This is a genomic window from Streptomyces sp. R21 (assembly GCF_041051975.1).
GTDB lineage: Bacteria > Actinomycetota > Actinomycetes > Streptomycetales > Streptomycetaceae > Streptomyces.
The window spans coordinates 9,428,792-9,444,628 of record NZ_CP163435.1; the positions used below are offsets into that span (position 1 = coordinate 9,428,792).

The following is a 15,837-nucleotide window of genomic DNA, read 5'->3' on the forward strand; positions in this document are numbered from 1 at the left end:
CCTCCGAGAAAACTGACGGAGCATCAGGAAACCCCTTCCCTCGTCCGGAGGACTGCGGCATCCTGCGGCCATGCAGACGGAGCTGAGCAAGAAACTGGGAGTCGAGCACGCCATCTTCGGCTTCACGCCGTTTCCCGCCGTCGCCGCGGCCATCAGCCGCGCCGGCGGGTTCGGCGTGCTCGGCGCGGTCCGCTACACCGCCCCCGACGACCTCAAGCGGGACCTCGACTGGATCGAGGCCAACGTGGGCGGAAAGCCGTACGGCCTCGATGTCGTCATGCCCGCCAAGAAGGTCGAGGGCGTGACCGAGGCCGACGTGGAGGCGATGATCCCCGAGGGGCACCGGCAGTACGTGAAGGACACCCTCGCCAAGTACGGCGTCCCCGAACTCGCCGAGGGCGAGACGGCCGGGTGGCGCATCACGGGGTGGATGGAACAGGTCGCCCGCAGCCAGCTCGACGTCGCCTTCGGCTATCCCATCAAGCTGCTCGCCAACGCGCTGGGCTCACCACCCGCCGACGTCGTCGAGCGTGCCCACGAGCGGAACGTGCTCGTCGCGGCCCTCGCGGGCAGCGCCCGGCACGCGCGCAAGCACGCGGAGGCGGGCATCGACATCGTCGTCGCCCAAGGCTACGAGGCGGGCGGCCACACCGGGGACATCGCCTCGATGGTGCTCACCCCCGAAGTCGTGGACGCCGTCGACCCGCTGCCCGTACTCGCCGCCGGCGGCATCGGCAGCGGACAGCAAGTGGCCGCCGCGCTCAGCCTCGGCGCCCAAGGTGTGTGGCTGGGATCCATATGGCTGACCACCACAGAGGCCGACATGCACTCCCGCGCGCTGACGCAGAAGCTGCTCGCCGCAGGGTCCGGCGACACCGTCCGCTCGCGCGCGCTGACCGGGAAACCAGCACGCCAGCTGCGCACCGAGTGGACCGACGCCTGGGACGATCCGACCGGACCCGGCACGCTGCCCATGCCGCTACAGGGCCTGCTCGTCGCCGAGGCCGTCTCCCGCATCCAGAAGTACGAGGTGGAGCCGCTGCTCGGCACACCCGTCGGCCAGATCGTCGGCCGGATGAACACCGAGCGCAGCGTCCAGGCCGTCTTCGACGACCTGACCCGGGGCTTCGAGCACGCCGTCGACCGGATCAACCGCATCGCGGGAAGGAGCGGCCAGTCGTGAGCACACCCCCGAACGGCTTCTGGGCCCAGGCCGCCGCCGACCCCGAGCGGACGGTCCTCATCACCCCGGACGGCGAGGAATGGACCGCCGGCCGGCTGCACTCCTGCGCCAACCAACTGGTCCATGGCCTGCGCGCCGCCGGACTGGAGCGCGGCGACGCCTTCGCCGTCGTGCTGCCCAACGGCGTGGAGTTCTTCGTCGCGTACCTCGCCGCCTCGCAGGCCGGCTTCTACCTGGTCCCCGTCAACCATCACCTCGTCGGCCCCGAGATCGCCTGGATCGTCTCCGACTCGGGTGCCAAGGTCGTCATCGCCCACGAACGGTTCGCGCAGGCCGCCCGCCACGCCGCCGACGAGGCGAAGCTTCCCGCGACGCAGCGGTACGCCGTCGGTGCGGTCGAGGGCTTCAGGCCGTACGCCGATCTCCTGGACGGACAGCCCGAGTCGCCGCCCGCCGACCGCACACTCGGCTGGGTCATGAACTACACCTCGGGCACCACCGGACGCCCCCGCGGCATCCGGCGGCCGCTGCCCGGAAAGCTTCCCGAGGAGTCCTACCTCGGCGGCTTCCTCGGCATCTTCGGGATCAAGCCGTTCGGCGGCAATGTGCACCTCGTGTGCTCGCCGCTCTATCACACGGCGGTGCTCCAGTTCGCGGGCGCGTCCCTGCACATCGGCCACCGCCTGGTGCTGATGGACAAGTGGACGCCCGAGGAGATGTTGCGTCGCATCGACGCCCACCACTGCACCCACACCCATATGGTCCCGACACAGTTCCACCGCCTGCTGGCATTGCCGGACCACATCAAACAGACGTACGACGTGTCATCGATGCGGCATGCGATCCACGGCGCCGCCCCGTGCCCGGACCATGTGAAACGGGCCATGATCGAGTGGTGGGGCCACAGCGTCGAGGAGTACTACGCAGCCAGTGAGGGCGGTGGCGCGTTCGCGACCGCCGAGGACTGGCTGAAGAAGCCCGGCACGGTCGGCAAGGCGTGGCCCATCAGTGAACTCGCCGTCTTCGACGACGACGGCAAGAGGCTGCCGCCCGGTGAACTCGGCACCGTCTACATGAAGATGAGCACCGGCGGATTCTCGTACCACAAGGACGAGAGCAAGACGCGGAATAACCGCATCGGCGACTTCTTCACCGTCGGTGACCTCGGCTACCTCGACGAGGACGGCTACCTCTTCCTCCGCGACCGCAAGATCGACATGATCATCTCGGGCGGGGTCAACATCTACCCGGCCGAGATAGAGGCCGCCCTGCTCAGCCACCCCGCTGTCGCCGACGCGGCGGCCTTCGGCATCCCGCACGACGACTGGGGCGAGGAGGTGAAGGCGGTCGTCGAGCCCGCTCCCGGCCACGAACCGGGCCCGGACCTCGCTGCGGACCTCCTCGCCCACTGCGAACAACAACTCGCCGGATACAAGCGTCCCAAGAGTGTCGACTTCATCGAGGTCATGCCCCGCGACCCCAACGGCAAGCTCTACAAACGGCGGCTGCGCGATCCGTACTGGGAGGGACACGCCCGGCCCGTGTGAGCGGGGCGCGACGACAACGCCAAGCAGGCGGGCCCTTGTCCCCGGGCGCCGCACGCAGTGGCCGTACCCCGTAAATCGTTGGCCCTCGTCCCGACTCGGCGGGATGATTCCGGGTGTCGGCTGTGCGACCGCCCGGACAGAAGGGTCGGGCAGGGGGTGCTGTCTGCCTGCCCGCCGCGGGTGGGGGTCACGCGCCGCCGACGACCTCCATGAGTGCGTTCTCCCTGCCGTGAAAGGGACTGCAATGGCGTCTGCCGCGTTCGAGTCGACCGGCTCCGAGCCCGAGGTCCGCACCGCAGCCGGGGCGCTGCGCGGCACTGTGGACGCGGGGGTGGCGGTGTTCCGCGGCATCCCCTTCGCCGAGCCGCCGGTGGGCGCCCTCCGCTTCGCCGCGCCCCAGCCGGTCAGGGGATGGGACGGCGTACGCCCAGCCGTGGCGTACGGCCCGCCGCCCCCGCAGGCCGGTCATTTCGGCATGGACGCGCTGTCGCGGGACGCGGCGGGCGCCGACTGGCTGACGGTCAACGTCTGGTCGCCCGAGCCGCGCCCCGGAGCGGGGCTTGCGGTGATGGTGTGGATCCAGGGCGGCGCCTACAGCATCGGCATGTCCAGCCTTCCCGAGTACGACGGGGCCCGCCTCGCCCGGGACGGCGGTCTGGTCATGGTGACGTTCAACTACCGCGTGGGCATCGAGGGTTTCGCGCACCTCGACGGCGCGCCCGCCAACCGGGGCCTGCTCGACCAGGTCGCCGCGCTGGAGTGGGTGCGTGACAACATCCGGGCCTTCGGAGGCGACCCGGGCCGGGTCACGGTCTTCGGTGAGTCGGCGGGCGGCGGGTCGGTGGCCGCGCTGCTGGCGATGCCGTGCGCGGCCGGGCTCTTCCGCAGGGCGATCGCGCAGAGTGTGCCGGGGACGTTCTTCTCACCGGCGCTCGCCGCCGACATCGCCGCCGCCTGCGCCGCCGAGCTGGGGCTGCGGCCCACAGTCGCCGACCTGTCGACCGTGGCCCCGAACGAGCTGTCCGCCGCCGGTGACGCGGTCGCCGCCAAGTCGGCCTCGTTCGCTGAGCGTTGGGGGCAGCCCGCCCACAGGTCGATCGCGTTCGCGCCCGTCGTCGATGGTGATGTCCTGCCCGTCACTCCTTGGCAGGCCCTGGCGGACGGTGCCGGCCGCGACATCGACCTCATCGTCGGACACACCCGGGACGAGCAGCGGCTGTTCACCGTGATCGAGGGCCTGCTCGGCCAGGTGACGCAAGAGCAGGCGGAGACCGCTCTCCGGCTCTTCGCCCCGGGCCCGGACGGCGCACGCCGCTACCGCGACGCCTTCCCGGCCGCGGGCCCGGACGAGCTGTACGAACTGGTCAACTCCGACTGGCTGTTCCGCATGCCGAGTCTTCACCTCGCCACGGCGCAGATCACCGGCGGCGGGCGCGCCCACGTGTACGAACTGACCTGGCCCGCCCCGGGAATGGGGGGTGTCTTCGGCGCGTGCCACGGCCTCGACGTACCTCTCGTCTTCGGCAATCTGAGCAGCGGCCAGCCCGCCGTGCTGATCGGCGAGAGCCCCTCGCCTGCTGCGGAGGGGCTGTCCGCGGACCTCCGCACCGCGTGGACGGCCTTCGCCGCCCACGGCGACCCCGGCTGGCCCGCATACGACGTCGAGCACCGTCTGACCCGGCTCTTCGACACACGGCCGACCGTCACCGCCTACCCGGAGGAGACCTCCCGCCTCCTCTGGCAGGGCCAGTCCTTCCCCGCGCTGCCGCTGCTCGGCCACGCGGAGATGTGACCAACGGGCCGAACGTCGCACGGGGTTCGTGCGTCGTCGTGACGGAACGGCTTTACCCGTCACGCCAGCCCGGGGGGACCCATGGACACCATCACGGCCCGAACAATCCATCTTCTGACGGCACTTGCCCTGTTCGCCGCGGGATCCGGCGCCCTCGTCGCCTGCGGCGAGGTCAAGGCCGAAGGCCCGGACGTCCGAGCCGCCGAGCCCGCTCCGAAGTCGAAGGCCAGGGCCCGGCAGGTCGCCGCCGCCTGGGACGGCTCCGCGGCTGCCGCCGCGTGGCGCAAGGGCTACTACCCGATGGAAGAGACCGTCCAGCTGCCCGAGCACGCCTTCCGGACCGACGCCGACAAGCGCGCCTACACGACCCACAGCTTCGTCCTGCGCGGCCAACTCCCCACCGGCTCACCGAAGAACGGGCAGGTGAAGTGGGAGAGCGGCGGCTCGCTCACGCTGCCGGTGACGGGCGCGCGGACGGCGTACGAGACCCTGGCCAACGGCGGTGACAAGGGGTCCCACCTCACCGTGACCGGGGCGAAACTGGGCACGACGACCCTGGCCACCAGCCGCGGCCCGGCGACCGTGCCCGCCTGGCTGTTCACCCTGAAGGGCTACGACACCCCGCTCAAGCAGGTCGCGCTCCGCCCGTCGAAGCTCCCCGCGCCGCCGATCAAACCGGCCGCCGAGGTGCCCGGCGACGACCTGTGGCCACTGGACCACCTGGTGGAGGCGGCCGCGGACGGCCGGTCCGTCACGGTGATGGCCCAGCACGGAGCCTGCGACGACGGCGCAGCGGTGAACGTGCTGGAGACGGGCGGCAGCGTGGTGCTCTACGCCTCCATCACCGGCGAGAAGGACGGCGCCTGCACCGCCCAAATGCTGAGCCAGAAGGTGACGGTGAAGCTGCACCGGCCCATCGGCGACCGGATCCTCCTCGACGCGTTCACGGGCCGCCCGGTGCCGTACGGCGAGCGGCACGGGCGCTCACCGAGTTGGAGCTGAACCCGTCGGCTCGTCCTGCAACTGCCTGCCCCGCTGCGCGTCGTGCCGGGCGAGGACGGAGAGCAGGTCCGTCACGGTCAGCCCGGCCTCGGCCGGGTGCCGCAGGATGGTCCCCGGCTCGATGCGGTAGATGTTGGAGCGTCCCTGCCGGGTGTGGGAGAGATACCCCTGCTGCTCCAGATCAGAAATGATCTTCTGAACGGCGCGCTCGGTGAGTCGGCAGCGTGCAGCCATGTCGCGGATGCGGGTGCTGGGATCCTCGGCGATCGCGGCCAGTACGCGGGCGTGGTTGGTGAGGAACGTCCAACCCGTGTGGGTCTCTGGTAGTCCGTCCATGGGGCAAGGATAGGGCGATACATTCACGTGTTCAAAAGGGTGAAACGCATTTCATGTATCTCTTGACGTGTGAAGCTTTGGGGCGGAATCTGTAGGAGCCAGAGACATGCGGATGCCTCGGGAGCGGCTGTCATGCCAGATCTTGTGCTTTCCCTGCAGCTCGAGAGCGGAGAAGGTCGGCTCGAAGGCGAGAGCGACGCCATCCGGGCGGCGACAGCGACCGCGGCGGATGACCCGCTGCCGTCGCTGCGTATCGAGGCGCACGCGGTCGGTGACCGTGTGCTGGTGGTGGTGTCCGGCGATGTCGACATCGAGACCGACCAGGTCCTGCAGCATGCCGCTCAGAAAGCCCTGGTCCGTTCCGTCGGCGGTGTGGACCTCGATCTCAGCGGCGTCGAGTTCTGCGACTGCTCCGGTCTCAACGTCCTGCTGCGCCTGCGGCGGCGTGCTCTGGAGGACGCCAAGACCGTCGCTGTCCAAGCCGCCTCCGACTCGGTCGAGCGGCTACTGGAGGTGACGCACACGCGATCACTGTTCTCCCACGCGGACGACACCATGACGGCCGAGGACGACCAGGACGTGCTTCCCGGTGCGAGGCCTCTCACCGCGGAGGCGGGCACACGGCCCGACGACGTCGAGGAGGACCTGGTCGCCGAAGTCGTACAACTGCGACGGGCCATGCAGACGCGGCCGATCATCGACCTGGCCCGGGGGGTCCTGATGGCCTCCTTCCGTCTGAGTGCCGAGGAGGCGTGGAAGGTCCTGGTCACGGTCTCTCAGTGCACCAACACGAAACTGCACCATGTGGCCGACGACTTGGTGGGCGCGGTCAAGGGGGAGCCGCTGCCCGAGTCGCTGCAACAGCAACTGGCCGCCGCGGTCGCCACTCACACCGCACCGCTGGAGGAGCTTCTCGACGCGCAGGCGTGAGCGCGGCCGCTGGAAGGGCCGGTGATCCCGCCCCGGAGCTCCGGGGCGGAACCACAGCCGTGCGGTCAGCGGTGCTCGCGCACCCGGATCACCCTCAGGCCGGGCGAGGACAGGATGTCCCGCTCGCAGAACCGGGACGTCACCCACTTCTCACCGGAGAACAGCCGCGTCTGGTCGCTGTAGTGCGGCGAGTTCGGGTTCGAGGACTGGGAGTACGTCAGCAGGGTGCGGGCGACCGGGCAGCCGCCGCCGTTCCAGCCGACCGCCTGGATGTAGCTCGAACCGGTGGTGACCTCCGGGTATCCACCGGCCGCCGCGTTCCACACCGACTCGACCTTGTTCCACACGCCGAGCGACTCGGTGCCGCCGGGCACCGGGATGCGCTCGCCGCCGCGGACGACGAACTGGTTCGCGCCGAGCTTCGCGTCCAGCGCGATACCGGCCGTCCGCAGTTCCGCCACGGTGTCGGCGAGGGCCGCCGCGAAGCCCGGGGCGGCCGTGTTGAGGGTGTTCGGGGTGCGGACCGGGTCCGCCGCCGAGAACGGGACCTTCCACAGCTGCGCCGCAGGGACCGCGGCCGTCAGCTTCCGCCAGAACCGGTCGAAGAGCAGCGCGCCCCGGCTGTCGGTGTTCATGGAGTGGTCCCACGCCTTGAGCACACCGCAGGCACCCGACACATCAACAGCCGTGCCGTCACTGCCCGTTGCGGTGCCGCCCGGCAGTGCCGAGCAGGCGGCCGCCGCGTCGTCCGCGATGAGATCGCCCGCGGGCACCCGGTTCGCGAACTGCTGCCGCTGAAGATCCCCGACGGTCAGACCGCCCTTCGCGGCCATCGCCGCCACGTCCTCGACCGCGCCGCGCGTGCGCATCGAACGCTGCGTGCCGATCGTGCCGAAGACCCGCTCGTACCCGGTCAGCGGCCGGTCGGCATTGGCCAGCCAGGCACTGTCGTTGGAGTTCTCCGCGTACGGCGCGTCCTTGAGGACCGGCATCTTCGCGGGCCCGAAGATCCCCGGCTGTACGGCGTCGGGGTCGCTGCCCAGCGCGCAGTCGCCGCGCGAACCGTCCAGGATCGCCACCCCGGCCGACGGATACGTGACCTTGCCGAGCGGCGTGGAGCAGCGCTCGGCCAACTCGTCGGTGATGCGCGGAAGTACCTGCGACTGTGTGTACAGCGAGTGCCCGCCGGAGTCGGCGGCGATCGTGTTCACCCAGGGCAGACCCTGGGTGCGCTGCAAGGAGGCGAGGATGCCAGCCGTGCTGCGGGCCCTGCTGAAGCCGAGCGCGGTGTCGGAGGCGCGCAGATTCAGCGAGTTGGGATCATTGAGCGCGTACGCCGTGGTGGAGGACCAGGGCAGGGGCAGCTGCGCGCCCAGCGAAGTGATCACCGGCCCGTACCGGGTCCACCACTGCGTGCGGGTCACCGGCACGCCGTCCTTCACGTCGACGGTGACGGTCCGCTGTGTCATCCGCTGTGGCTTGCCGTCGACGAGATACGTCGTCGGATCGGCCGGATCCAGCGTCAGCTGATGGAGGTTGAGCGTGACGCCCGTCGCGACGGTATGACTCCAGGCCACGTGTGCGTTGTGCCCGATGGATATCGTCGCCGAGCCGAGCAGCGAGCCGCCCGCGACGTTCAGCTTGCCCGGAATCGTCTGCTGCGACTGCCAGAAGCGGCGGCCGCCCTGCCACGGATAGTGCGGGTTGCCGAGCAGCAGACCGTGGCCGTTCGCCGTGGTGGACCCGTTGAAGGCGACCGCGTTGGAGCCCATGTCGGCCTGGTCGGCGGCGAAGAGATCGCGTACGGCCCGGGCGGCGCTCTGCGCGTCGGGGGCGGCCGGTGTCGCGGCGCCGGCCGTCGGCGGCTGCGCGGCGGTGATGCCGTCGACGCCGCGGCCCTGGCCGCCGAGCACCGCGAGCGCGAAGCCGCGTGCGGCCACGTCCAGGGTCGTCACCGGCCGGACCCAGCCGGCGCCCTTGCACGCCGGGTCGCTGATCCGGTTCTGGGCGAGCCAGGCGTTGTAGCCGGCCGCCCAGCCGCGCATCAGGTCCTTCACCTCGCGGCTCGGACCGCGCGGCGCGGGTTCGGCGAGCAGCTTCTCCACCGTGCCCGCCTGCCGCACACCGCGGAAGTACAGATCGCTGGAGAGGTTCTTGGTGGCGGAGGACAGCGAGCCGTCGGGCGCGGCGTCGGGCCCGAAGTAGCGTGAGCGTTCGCCGCGCACGGTCACGAAGCCGTCGGCGAGCGTGCACACCTGGTCGGCGGCCTGCGCCCACCCGTTGCCGAAGCCGAGGTCTGCGTAGTCCTTCGCGACAATGTGCGGAATGCCGTACTCGGTGTAGCGGATCACGGCGGACAGGCCGCCGTGCGAGGGATGTTCCTGACGGCCTGGTCGTTCGGCCGCGGCCGCCGGCAGTGTGGCCGTGGCGGTGAGCAGGGCGACGGCGGTGATGACGAGCCGTCTCAGGCGGGTGCGCATCGTGCCTCCCAACGTCATTGAGGGAAGGGGCGGTTGAGCGTACCAACGGGTATGTGCTGCGTCGTGCGTCTGACTTGACCTCTTTCGGGAGCGGCCGGAGGATCATGTGTCATGACGCGTGAATACGGCAGTACGGTTGACGGGGTGCTGCGACGCACCGCCCGGCGGACCCCGGCGCGCGTCGCGGTCGACTACCGCGAGCGCTCCTGGACGTACGCCGAACTCGACGAGGCCGTCTCCCGCGCGGCACGCCTGCTGCTCGACCAGGGCCTTGCCCCCGGCGACCGGGTCGGCGCCTACGGGCACAACTCGGACGCCTATCTGATCGGCTTCCTCGCCTGCGCCCGCGCGGGCCTCGTGCACGTACCGGTCAACCAGAACCTCACCGGCGACGACCTCGCCTACATCGTCGGCCAGTCCGGCAGCGCGCTCGTCCTCACCGATCCGGACCTCGCGGGCCGACTCCCCGACGGCGTCCGTACGTTGCCGCTGCGCGACGCCGACGACTCGCTGCTCGCGCGGCTGGCCACGACCGCCCCGTACGACGGCCCCGAGCCGCGCAGCGGAGACCTCGTGCAGCTCCTGTACACATCGGGCACCACCGCTCTTCCCAAGGGCGCGATGATGACGCACCGTGCTCTCGTCCACGAATACCTGAGCGCGATCACGGCTCTCGACCTGAGCGCGGGCGACCGGCCGGTGCACTCCCTGCCGCTCTACCACTCGGCGCAGATGCACGTGTTCCTGCTGCCCTACATCGCGGTCGGCGCCACGAACATCATCCTGGACGCGCCCGACGGCGACCGGCTCTTCGACCTCGTCGAGGCGGGCAGCGCGGACAGCCTCTTCGCCCCGCCCACCGTCTGGATCGGCCTGGCGAACCGCCCCGACTTCGAGACCCGCGACCTGAGCGGTCTGCGCAAGGCCTACTACGGGGCGTCGATCATGCCCGTGCCGGTCCTGGAGCGGCTGCGCGCCCGGCTCCCGAAGCTGGCCTTCTACAACTGCTTCGGCCAGAGCGAGATCGGCCCGCTGGCCACGGTTCTCGCGCCCGACGAGCACAAGGGCCGGATGGATTCCTGCGGGCGTCCCGTCCTGTTCGTGGACGCCCGAGTGGTCGACGAGAACGGCAAGGACGTCCCCGACGGCACACCGGGTGAAGTCGTCTACCGCTCACCGCAGTTGTGCGAGGGCTACTGGGACAAGCCCGAGGAGACCGCCGAGGCGTTCCGCGACGGCTGGTTCCACTCCGGCGACCTCGCCGTACGGGACAGCGAGGGGTATTTCACCGTCGTCGACCGGGTGAAGGACGTCATCAACTCTGGTGGCGTCCTGGTCGCTTCACGCCAGGTCGAGGACGCGCTGTACACCCATGAGGGGGTGGCGGAAGTGGCGGTCATCGGCCTTCCCGACGACCGCTGGATCGAGGCCGTCACCGCGGTCGTCGTCCCCCGCGGCGACGTCACCGAGGCCGAACTCCTCGCCCACGCCCGCGAGAACCTCGCCCACTTCAAGGCTCCCAAGCGCGTGCTGTTCCTGGAGGAGCTGCCGCGCAACGCGAGCGGGAAGATCCTCAAGCGGGAGCTGAGGGACCGGTTTCGAGGCTGAGGTCGCCGTGGTGATCCGCCGGCGGTGACTCTGCTGTCGGCGTATCCCGCGATCGGTCCGGGCCGCCCGCGGATACGTTGACCGGCATGGACACCGCACCGCGCACCGTCGAGGCGAACGGCATCACGCTGGCCTACCGGGCCTGGGGCCCCGAGGACGCCCCGCCGGTCGTGCTGCTGCACGGCCGCGGCGCCGACTCCGCGGACTGGGCGGACATCGCGGGGCCGCTCGCCGCCGGGCCACGCCGGGTGTACGCCCTCGACCTGCGCGGGCATGGGCGCAGCGACTGGCCAGGTACCTACGCGTACGAGCTGATGTGCGACGACGTGCACGCCTTCCTCGGCGCGCTCGGCATCGCGCGCACCGACCTGGTGGGGCACTCGCTGGGCGGAGTCATCGCCTACCTGCTGGCGCAGCGGGCCCCCGAAGCCGTAGGCCGTCTCGTACTGGAAGACGCACCGGCGCCCTTTCCGCTCGATCCGCCGCGCCCGCGCGCCGAACGCCCTGACGGGGAGCTGTCCTTCGACTGGGCGATGGTGCAGGCCACCGACGAGCAGCGCAACGCGCCGGATCCTGTGTGGTTCGATCACATGGAGCGAATCACCATGCCCACCCTGCTGGTGGGCGGCGGCCCGGCCAGCCTGATCCCGCAGGACGAGATCGCCGCGCTCGCGGACCGCATCCCCGACGCGCGGATGGTCACCATCGACGCGGGGCATCTGGTCCACGAGACACGGCCGAAGGAGTTCCTGGCAGTCGTGGAGCCGTTCCTCGCCGAGTGACGTGGCGGTGCCGGATCCCGCGTGTGATCTCTCGGCGGTCAGGACGCCTACCCGATCGTCACCACCCGCGCCCAGTCGGGCGGCGAGTCCGGAACGTAGTCGGGATCCCCCTCGTCCCACGACCGGCCCGCATGCTGCCGGGGGAACAGACCCACCACCGTCCGGCACGCCGGGCGTGCCTGCGGCCAGCGGGTCTGCCCGTCGGTCAGGACCACGATGACGTCCGGCCGGGCGCCCGTGCGCAGGGCCCTGGCGAAGCCGGCGCGCAGATCCGTACCCCCGCCGCCCATCAGCGGGATTCCCTCGCCCCGGCACAACGGGTACACGATCCGGGCCGCCGCGTCGCACGGCAGCACGGTGACCAGGTCGCGACGGCCGCCCACGGCACGGGCGATCGCGGCAACCTCCAGGAGCGCGCTGCCCAGTTCGGCGTCACTCACCGACCCCGAGGTGTCGATGACCACGGAGACCCGAGAGGGCCTGCGCCTCAGGCTCGGCAGCACCACGCCGGGCAGGCCGGCCGAGCGTCGCGACGGGCGGCCGTAGGAATAGTCCTGTCCGGCGCCGGAGCCCGAAGTGGCCGCGCGGACAGCCGCGCCGAGCAACTCCCGCCACGGCTGCGGCGGGTGGAACGCCTCCTCCGCCCACCGCTTCCATCCCTTGGGGGTGTCTTCCTGACGGCCGGTGATGCCCTGCGCCACCCGGAAGCGGACCGCGTCCCGTTCCTGCGCACTCAGGCCGTGCGCCCCGTCCGGCCCCAGCTCCCACCCCCGTTCCATTCCGTCCGCGCCGCTGCCGCAGTCCAGCCAGGCAGCACTTTCCGTGTGCGGCCCGAGCCGGAACTGGCGCAGATAGTCCTCCATGAGCTCTCCCGCGGGCAGCCCCAAGGACCCCGGCTCGACCGCGCCTTCCGGCCGGACCAGCCCGTCGCCGAACGCGTCGTCGTTGATCTCGCAGTCCGCGGCGATGTTCATCCGCAGCCGTTCCCCCGGGCCGGTGAGCCCGCGTTCCCGCGCGACCCGGTCACCGCGCCCGTGATGATCACGCAGCAGGTGCGACACCTCGTGCACCCAGACCCCGGCCAGTTCCTCCACCGGCGTGCGGTCCACGAACACCGGTGAGACATAGCACCGCCAGTGCCGGTCGACGGCCATCGTCGGCACCCGTCGCGACTCCACGGTATGCAGCGCGAACAGCGCGGTCGCCAGATAGGGCCGGGCCCGAGCCGCGTGCAGACGGGCGGCGAAGAGCTTGTCCATGTCCAGTGCCCCGGGCGCGTCCTCGGCCGTCGGCATGTCCTCGGTCATCGAGGCGTTGTCGGTCGTAGGTGTGTGGTCGGTCATCGGCCCGCCTTCGCGGCGACCGCCGCCGACCGGGCCGCGACCTGGTCCGCTCGCCGGGACAGGGTCACCACTCCGGCGAGTTGCTCGATCGTCGCGGGAACGTCCCAGTCCTCGCGGCGGAGCGTGGCCAGCGTGGTCGCGGGGACCACCACCAGGTCCGGAGCGCCGGTCTCCAGCGCCCGGACCAGAAGCGCCCACGCCGCGTCCCAGCGGGCCTTCTCCGGGCGCTTGCGGACGGCGTCCACCACACCGTCGAGCACGGCCTGGCGCAGATCCCCCCGCTCGGGCAGGACAGCACTCCCCGGATCGGCGAGGAGTGTCTCGGGGTCCGGGAGGTCCATGCGGTCGAGACTGGCCAGCAGTTCCAGCCCCGGACCGTCCCCCACCGTGCCCCTGACCAGCAGGGAAAGCACCTCCCGGGAAGATCCGGCCGCGGTGGCGAAGGCGATGAGGAACAGCGTCATCTCCCAGCTTCGAGGCGACGGCCACGGACCGCCCCGGCGCGTCTCGTTGCTGGGCAGCCGGTGTACGAGTCCGGGGCGGACGGCGAGCAGCCCGCACACCGCGCGGCGGGCGAAGTCCACGGCCCCCGGCAGCTTCTCCGCGGCGAGCTGCGGCAGCGTCGCCAGGGGCCAGGTCCCGCCGAGGCCGCGTACGACGACCTCGTGGTCGTGTGTCCACTGGAGGTGTACGAAGCGGTTGGCCAGCGGCGGGCTCAGCTCCCAGCCGTCGGCCGCCGAGGACCGCGGGTTGGCGGCGGCGACGATCCGCACTCCGGGCGGCAGTTGCAGCGCGCCGATGCGTCGTTCGAGCACGAGGCGGAGCAGGGCGGCCTGAACGGCCGGTGGAGCCGTGGACAGTTCGTCCAGGAACAGCAGTCCTCGGCCGGCTCGCACCAGTCGTACGGCCCAGTCCGGCGGGGCCATCGGGACACCTTGTTCGGCCGGATCGTCTCCGACGACGGGCAGGCCGGAGAAGTCGGACGGCTCGTGCACGCTGGCGATCACCGTGGTCAGCGGCAGGTCCAGCGCCGCGGCGAGCTGGGTCAGGGCCGCGGTCTTGCCGATCCCCGGCTCACCCCACAGGAGGACAGGCAGGTCGGCGGCCACGGCCAGGGTCAGGGCCTCCAGTTGGATGTCGGGGCGCGGTTCGGTGGTGGAGTCGCGCAGCAGGGTCAGCAGCTCGCCGGCGACGTCGAGCTGGGAGGCGGGGGAGGGGGCGGCGGGATGAGCGAGATCGAAGGCGGCGTCGGCTTCAGCGAACGGGGCATGCTTGAGCAAGTCTGATCACCTTTGGATTCGTGATGAGGGAGTGAATTAGAGACGGTGCGCGGCTGGGGAGGGGCGGAGTCGCCCGGTCAGCGCCCGGTGGTGTGGCGCGGGCGCGAGCGGTGGTTACGGGGACGGCACTGCCCCGGGAGGCTGCGGCCGGATCCGGGTGCGGGGCCGACCAGGCCCGACCTGAACAGCCCGTAGGTGATGCGTCGCTCCGCGGCCGCCTGCAGTTCGTCCTGCAGCGCGCCGCTGCGCAGCACCGCCTCGGGGCCGAGCAGACCTTCGACGACGGCCAGCGCACCGGCGGTGTCGCCGTGGTCGAGGCGTTCGCGTACGCCGGCCAGGCAGTCCGGATGCCGGTGTGCGGCGTCGATCGCCTGGAGGCAGGGAAGCGGGGTGCCGGTGAGCGCGGCGAGCAGCTCCTCCCGCCGGATCTCGGCCGGGTCGTGGTCCAGTGGGGCCAGGACCCCGTCGACCAGACCGATCCGGTGCCGAGCTCCCCGGCACTCCACGAGGTGCGGCTGACCCGCCCGGTCAGGAGGCCGCGCCGAAGGGGCCGGAGCGTGATCGGGTACGAGCGCCGAGGCGACCAGCGGGTGCAGCCGATCGGCGTCGATCAAGCCGGAACGGATCAGCTCCAGGTCGGGCGGCACCCAGGTCGCCGCGTCGGGCAGGACCGGGAGCGTGGCGGCGACACCCTTGGTGGGCGCCGCCGAGATCAGCACCCCTGGCGGCCCGTCACCGTCCCCGTCCGCCACCAGGCCCAGGGCCAGCCGACGCCGGCCTCCGAGCCGTACGAGGACGGCACTGGTGGGACGACCCTCGGCGCGGAGCAGGATCGCCGCCTCGGCCGCCCACCGGTCGACCGCGCAGGGGCGCCCCTGCGGCACCAACTCCTGCGGATCCACGTCCGACACGTAAGCGTCGTCGACGGGCAGCAGATCGCCACCGGAGCGCATCCGCAACTCATCGGTCCTGCGGACATCCCACAGGTGGCGGTGCAGGTCGAGGCGGAACCGCCGGTCGGGATGGGGATGCGGATGGCGGCGGACGCCCGGCTCGGTGAGGGATCCGTCCCACAGCGCGAGGCTGATCCGCTGGCCGGCATCCGCCCAGGCCGGGGGAGTCCGGGCCACGAGGTCCACCGGACGTGCGCCGCCCGTCCCCGTGGTGTCGTAGCGCGCCAGAGCGATGGTCAGGCCGGGGCGCAGCAGCCCGTCGGGAGCGATCCTCGGCATGTGCCAGCGCAGCAGGTCGGGCGCCAGCTGGCGGAGATCGGCCCGGATCCGGGCCGCGAGGGCCTTGCCGCGACGAAGCGCCACGGAACGGAGGTCGAGATCGACGTCGATGCCTGCGGCGGCGCACGCCCCGGCCCAGTCACCGGCAGAGCGGCGGGCGGTCGCAGTCTCGATCATGGACGGCGGCACGGCGAACTCGCGCACGCGCAGCCACAAGGAAAGGCGGGAATCCCCGGTCGCGGCTTCAGTGAGCATCAGCACTCACCTTGCGTGGACGGGGCCCCCAATCTGCTAACGGAGGGAGTCATCATCGCGGTGATCG

At 71.4% G+C, this 15,837-nt stretch carries 12 protein-coding genes; 7 read left to right on the forward strand and 5 right to left on the reverse strand.

The genetic code is table 11. The features are described 5' to 3' along the window. Nucleotides 1-70: 70 nt before the first annotated feature. From AB5J56_RS42265 to AB5J56_RS42280, 4 genes are all read left to right on the forward strand, one after another. Entirely contained in the window at nucleotides 71-1,183 is a 1,113-nt protein-coding gene (locus AB5J56_RS42265) for an NAD(P)H-dependent flavin oxidoreductase (protein ID WP_369241340.1), read from the forward strand. Then, entirely contained in the window at nucleotides 1,180-2,730 is a 1,551-nt protein-coding gene (locus AB5J56_RS42270) for an acyl-CoA synthetase (RefSeq protein ID WP_369241341.1), read from the forward strand. The genes AB5J56_RS42265 and AB5J56_RS42270 overlap by 4 nt, the downstream gene beginning before the upstream one ends. Nucleotides 2,731-2,974: 244 nt before the next feature. Next, nucleotides 2,975-4,522, forward strand: a complete 1,548-nt coding sequence (locus tag AB5J56_RS42275; RefSeq protein WP_369241342.1) for a carboxylesterase/lipase family protein — start codon at nucleotides 2,975-2,977, stop codon at nucleotides 4,520-4,522. Between the two features lie 81 nt (nucleotides 4,523-4,603). Beyond that, a complete protein-coding gene (locus AB5J56_RS42280) occupies nucleotides 4,604-5,524 on the forward strand; it encodes a hypothetical protein (protein WP_369241343.1) in 921 nt (306 codons plus the stop codon). Here the strand turns inward: AB5J56_RS42280 and AB5J56_RS42285 are convergent. Further along, complete coding sequence (locus AB5J56_RS42285; RefSeq protein ID WP_369241345.1) at nucleotides 5,507-5,860, reverse strand: helix-turn-helix transcriptional regulator; 354 nt, start codon at nucleotides 5,858-5,860, stop codon at nucleotides 5,507-5,509. The two genes, AB5J56_RS42280 and AB5J56_RS42285, sit on opposite strands and share 18 nt — an antisense overlap. A 132-nt stretch (nucleotides 5,861-5,992) precedes the next feature. On the opposite strand from AB5J56_RS42285, the gene AB5J56_RS42290 reads away from it, so the two are divergent. After that, entirely contained in the window at nucleotides 5,993-6,790 is a 798-nt protein-coding gene (locus tag AB5J56_RS42290; RefSeq protein ID WP_369241347.1) for an ANTAR domain-containing protein, read from the forward strand. Nucleotides 6,791-6,855: 65 nt separating this feature from the next. On the opposite strand, the gene AB5J56_RS42295 is transcribed toward AB5J56_RS42290, so the two are convergent. Then, a complete protein-coding gene (locus tag AB5J56_RS42295) occupies nucleotides 6,856-9,270 on the reverse strand; it encodes a penicillin acylase family protein (RefSeq protein ID WP_369241349.1) in 2,415 nt (804 codons plus the stop codon). A 111-nt stretch (nucleotides 9,271-9,381) separates the two neighbouring features. On the opposite strand from AB5J56_RS42295, the gene AB5J56_RS42300 reads away from it, so the two are divergent. Both AB5J56_RS42300 and AB5J56_RS42305 read left to right on the forward strand, forming a co-directional pair. Continuing rightward, nucleotides 9,382-10,878, forward strand: a complete 1,497-nt coding sequence (locus AB5J56_RS42300; RefSeq protein ID WP_369241351.1) for an acyl-CoA synthetase — start codon at nucleotides 9,382-9,384, stop codon at nucleotides 10,876-10,878. 86 nt (nucleotides 10,879-10,964) lie between these two features. Then, on the forward strand, nucleotides 10,965-11,660 hold the full coding sequence (locus AB5J56_RS42305) for an alpha/beta fold hydrolase (RefSeq protein WP_369241353.1): 696 nt from the start codon (nucleotides 10,965-10,967) through the stop codon (nucleotides 11,658-11,660). 47 nt (nucleotides 11,661-11,707) lie between these two features. On the opposite strand, the gene AB5J56_RS42310 is transcribed toward AB5J56_RS42305, so the two are convergent. The 3 genes from AB5J56_RS42310 to AB5J56_RS42320 all read right to left on the reverse strand — a co-directional run bounded on the left by AB5J56_RS42310 (nucleotide 11,708) and on the right by AB5J56_RS42320 (nucleotide 15,770). Further along, nucleotides 11,708-12,955 carry a VWA-like domain-containing protein gene (locus AB5J56_RS42310; protein WP_369243113.1) on the reverse strand — a complete coding sequence of 416 codons (1,248 nt, stop codon included), beginning with the start codon at nucleotides 12,953-12,955 and terminating at the stop codon, nucleotides 11,708-11,710. A 44-nt stretch (nucleotides 12,956-12,999) separates the two neighbouring features. Beyond that, nucleotides 13,000-14,184: an AAA family ATPase gene (locus tag AB5J56_RS42315; protein ID WP_369243115.1), complete on the reverse strand. Its 1,185-nt coding sequence runs from the start codon at nucleotides 14,182-14,184 to the stop codon at nucleotides 13,000-13,002. A gap of 176 nt (nucleotides 14,185-14,360) precedes the next feature. After that, complete coding sequence (locus tag AB5J56_RS42320; protein ID WP_369241355.1) at nucleotides 14,361-15,770, reverse strand: hypothetical protein; 1,410 nt, start codon at nucleotides 15,768-15,770, stop codon at nucleotides 14,361-14,363. Between the last annotated feature and the right edge of the window lie 67 nt (nucleotides 15,771-15,837).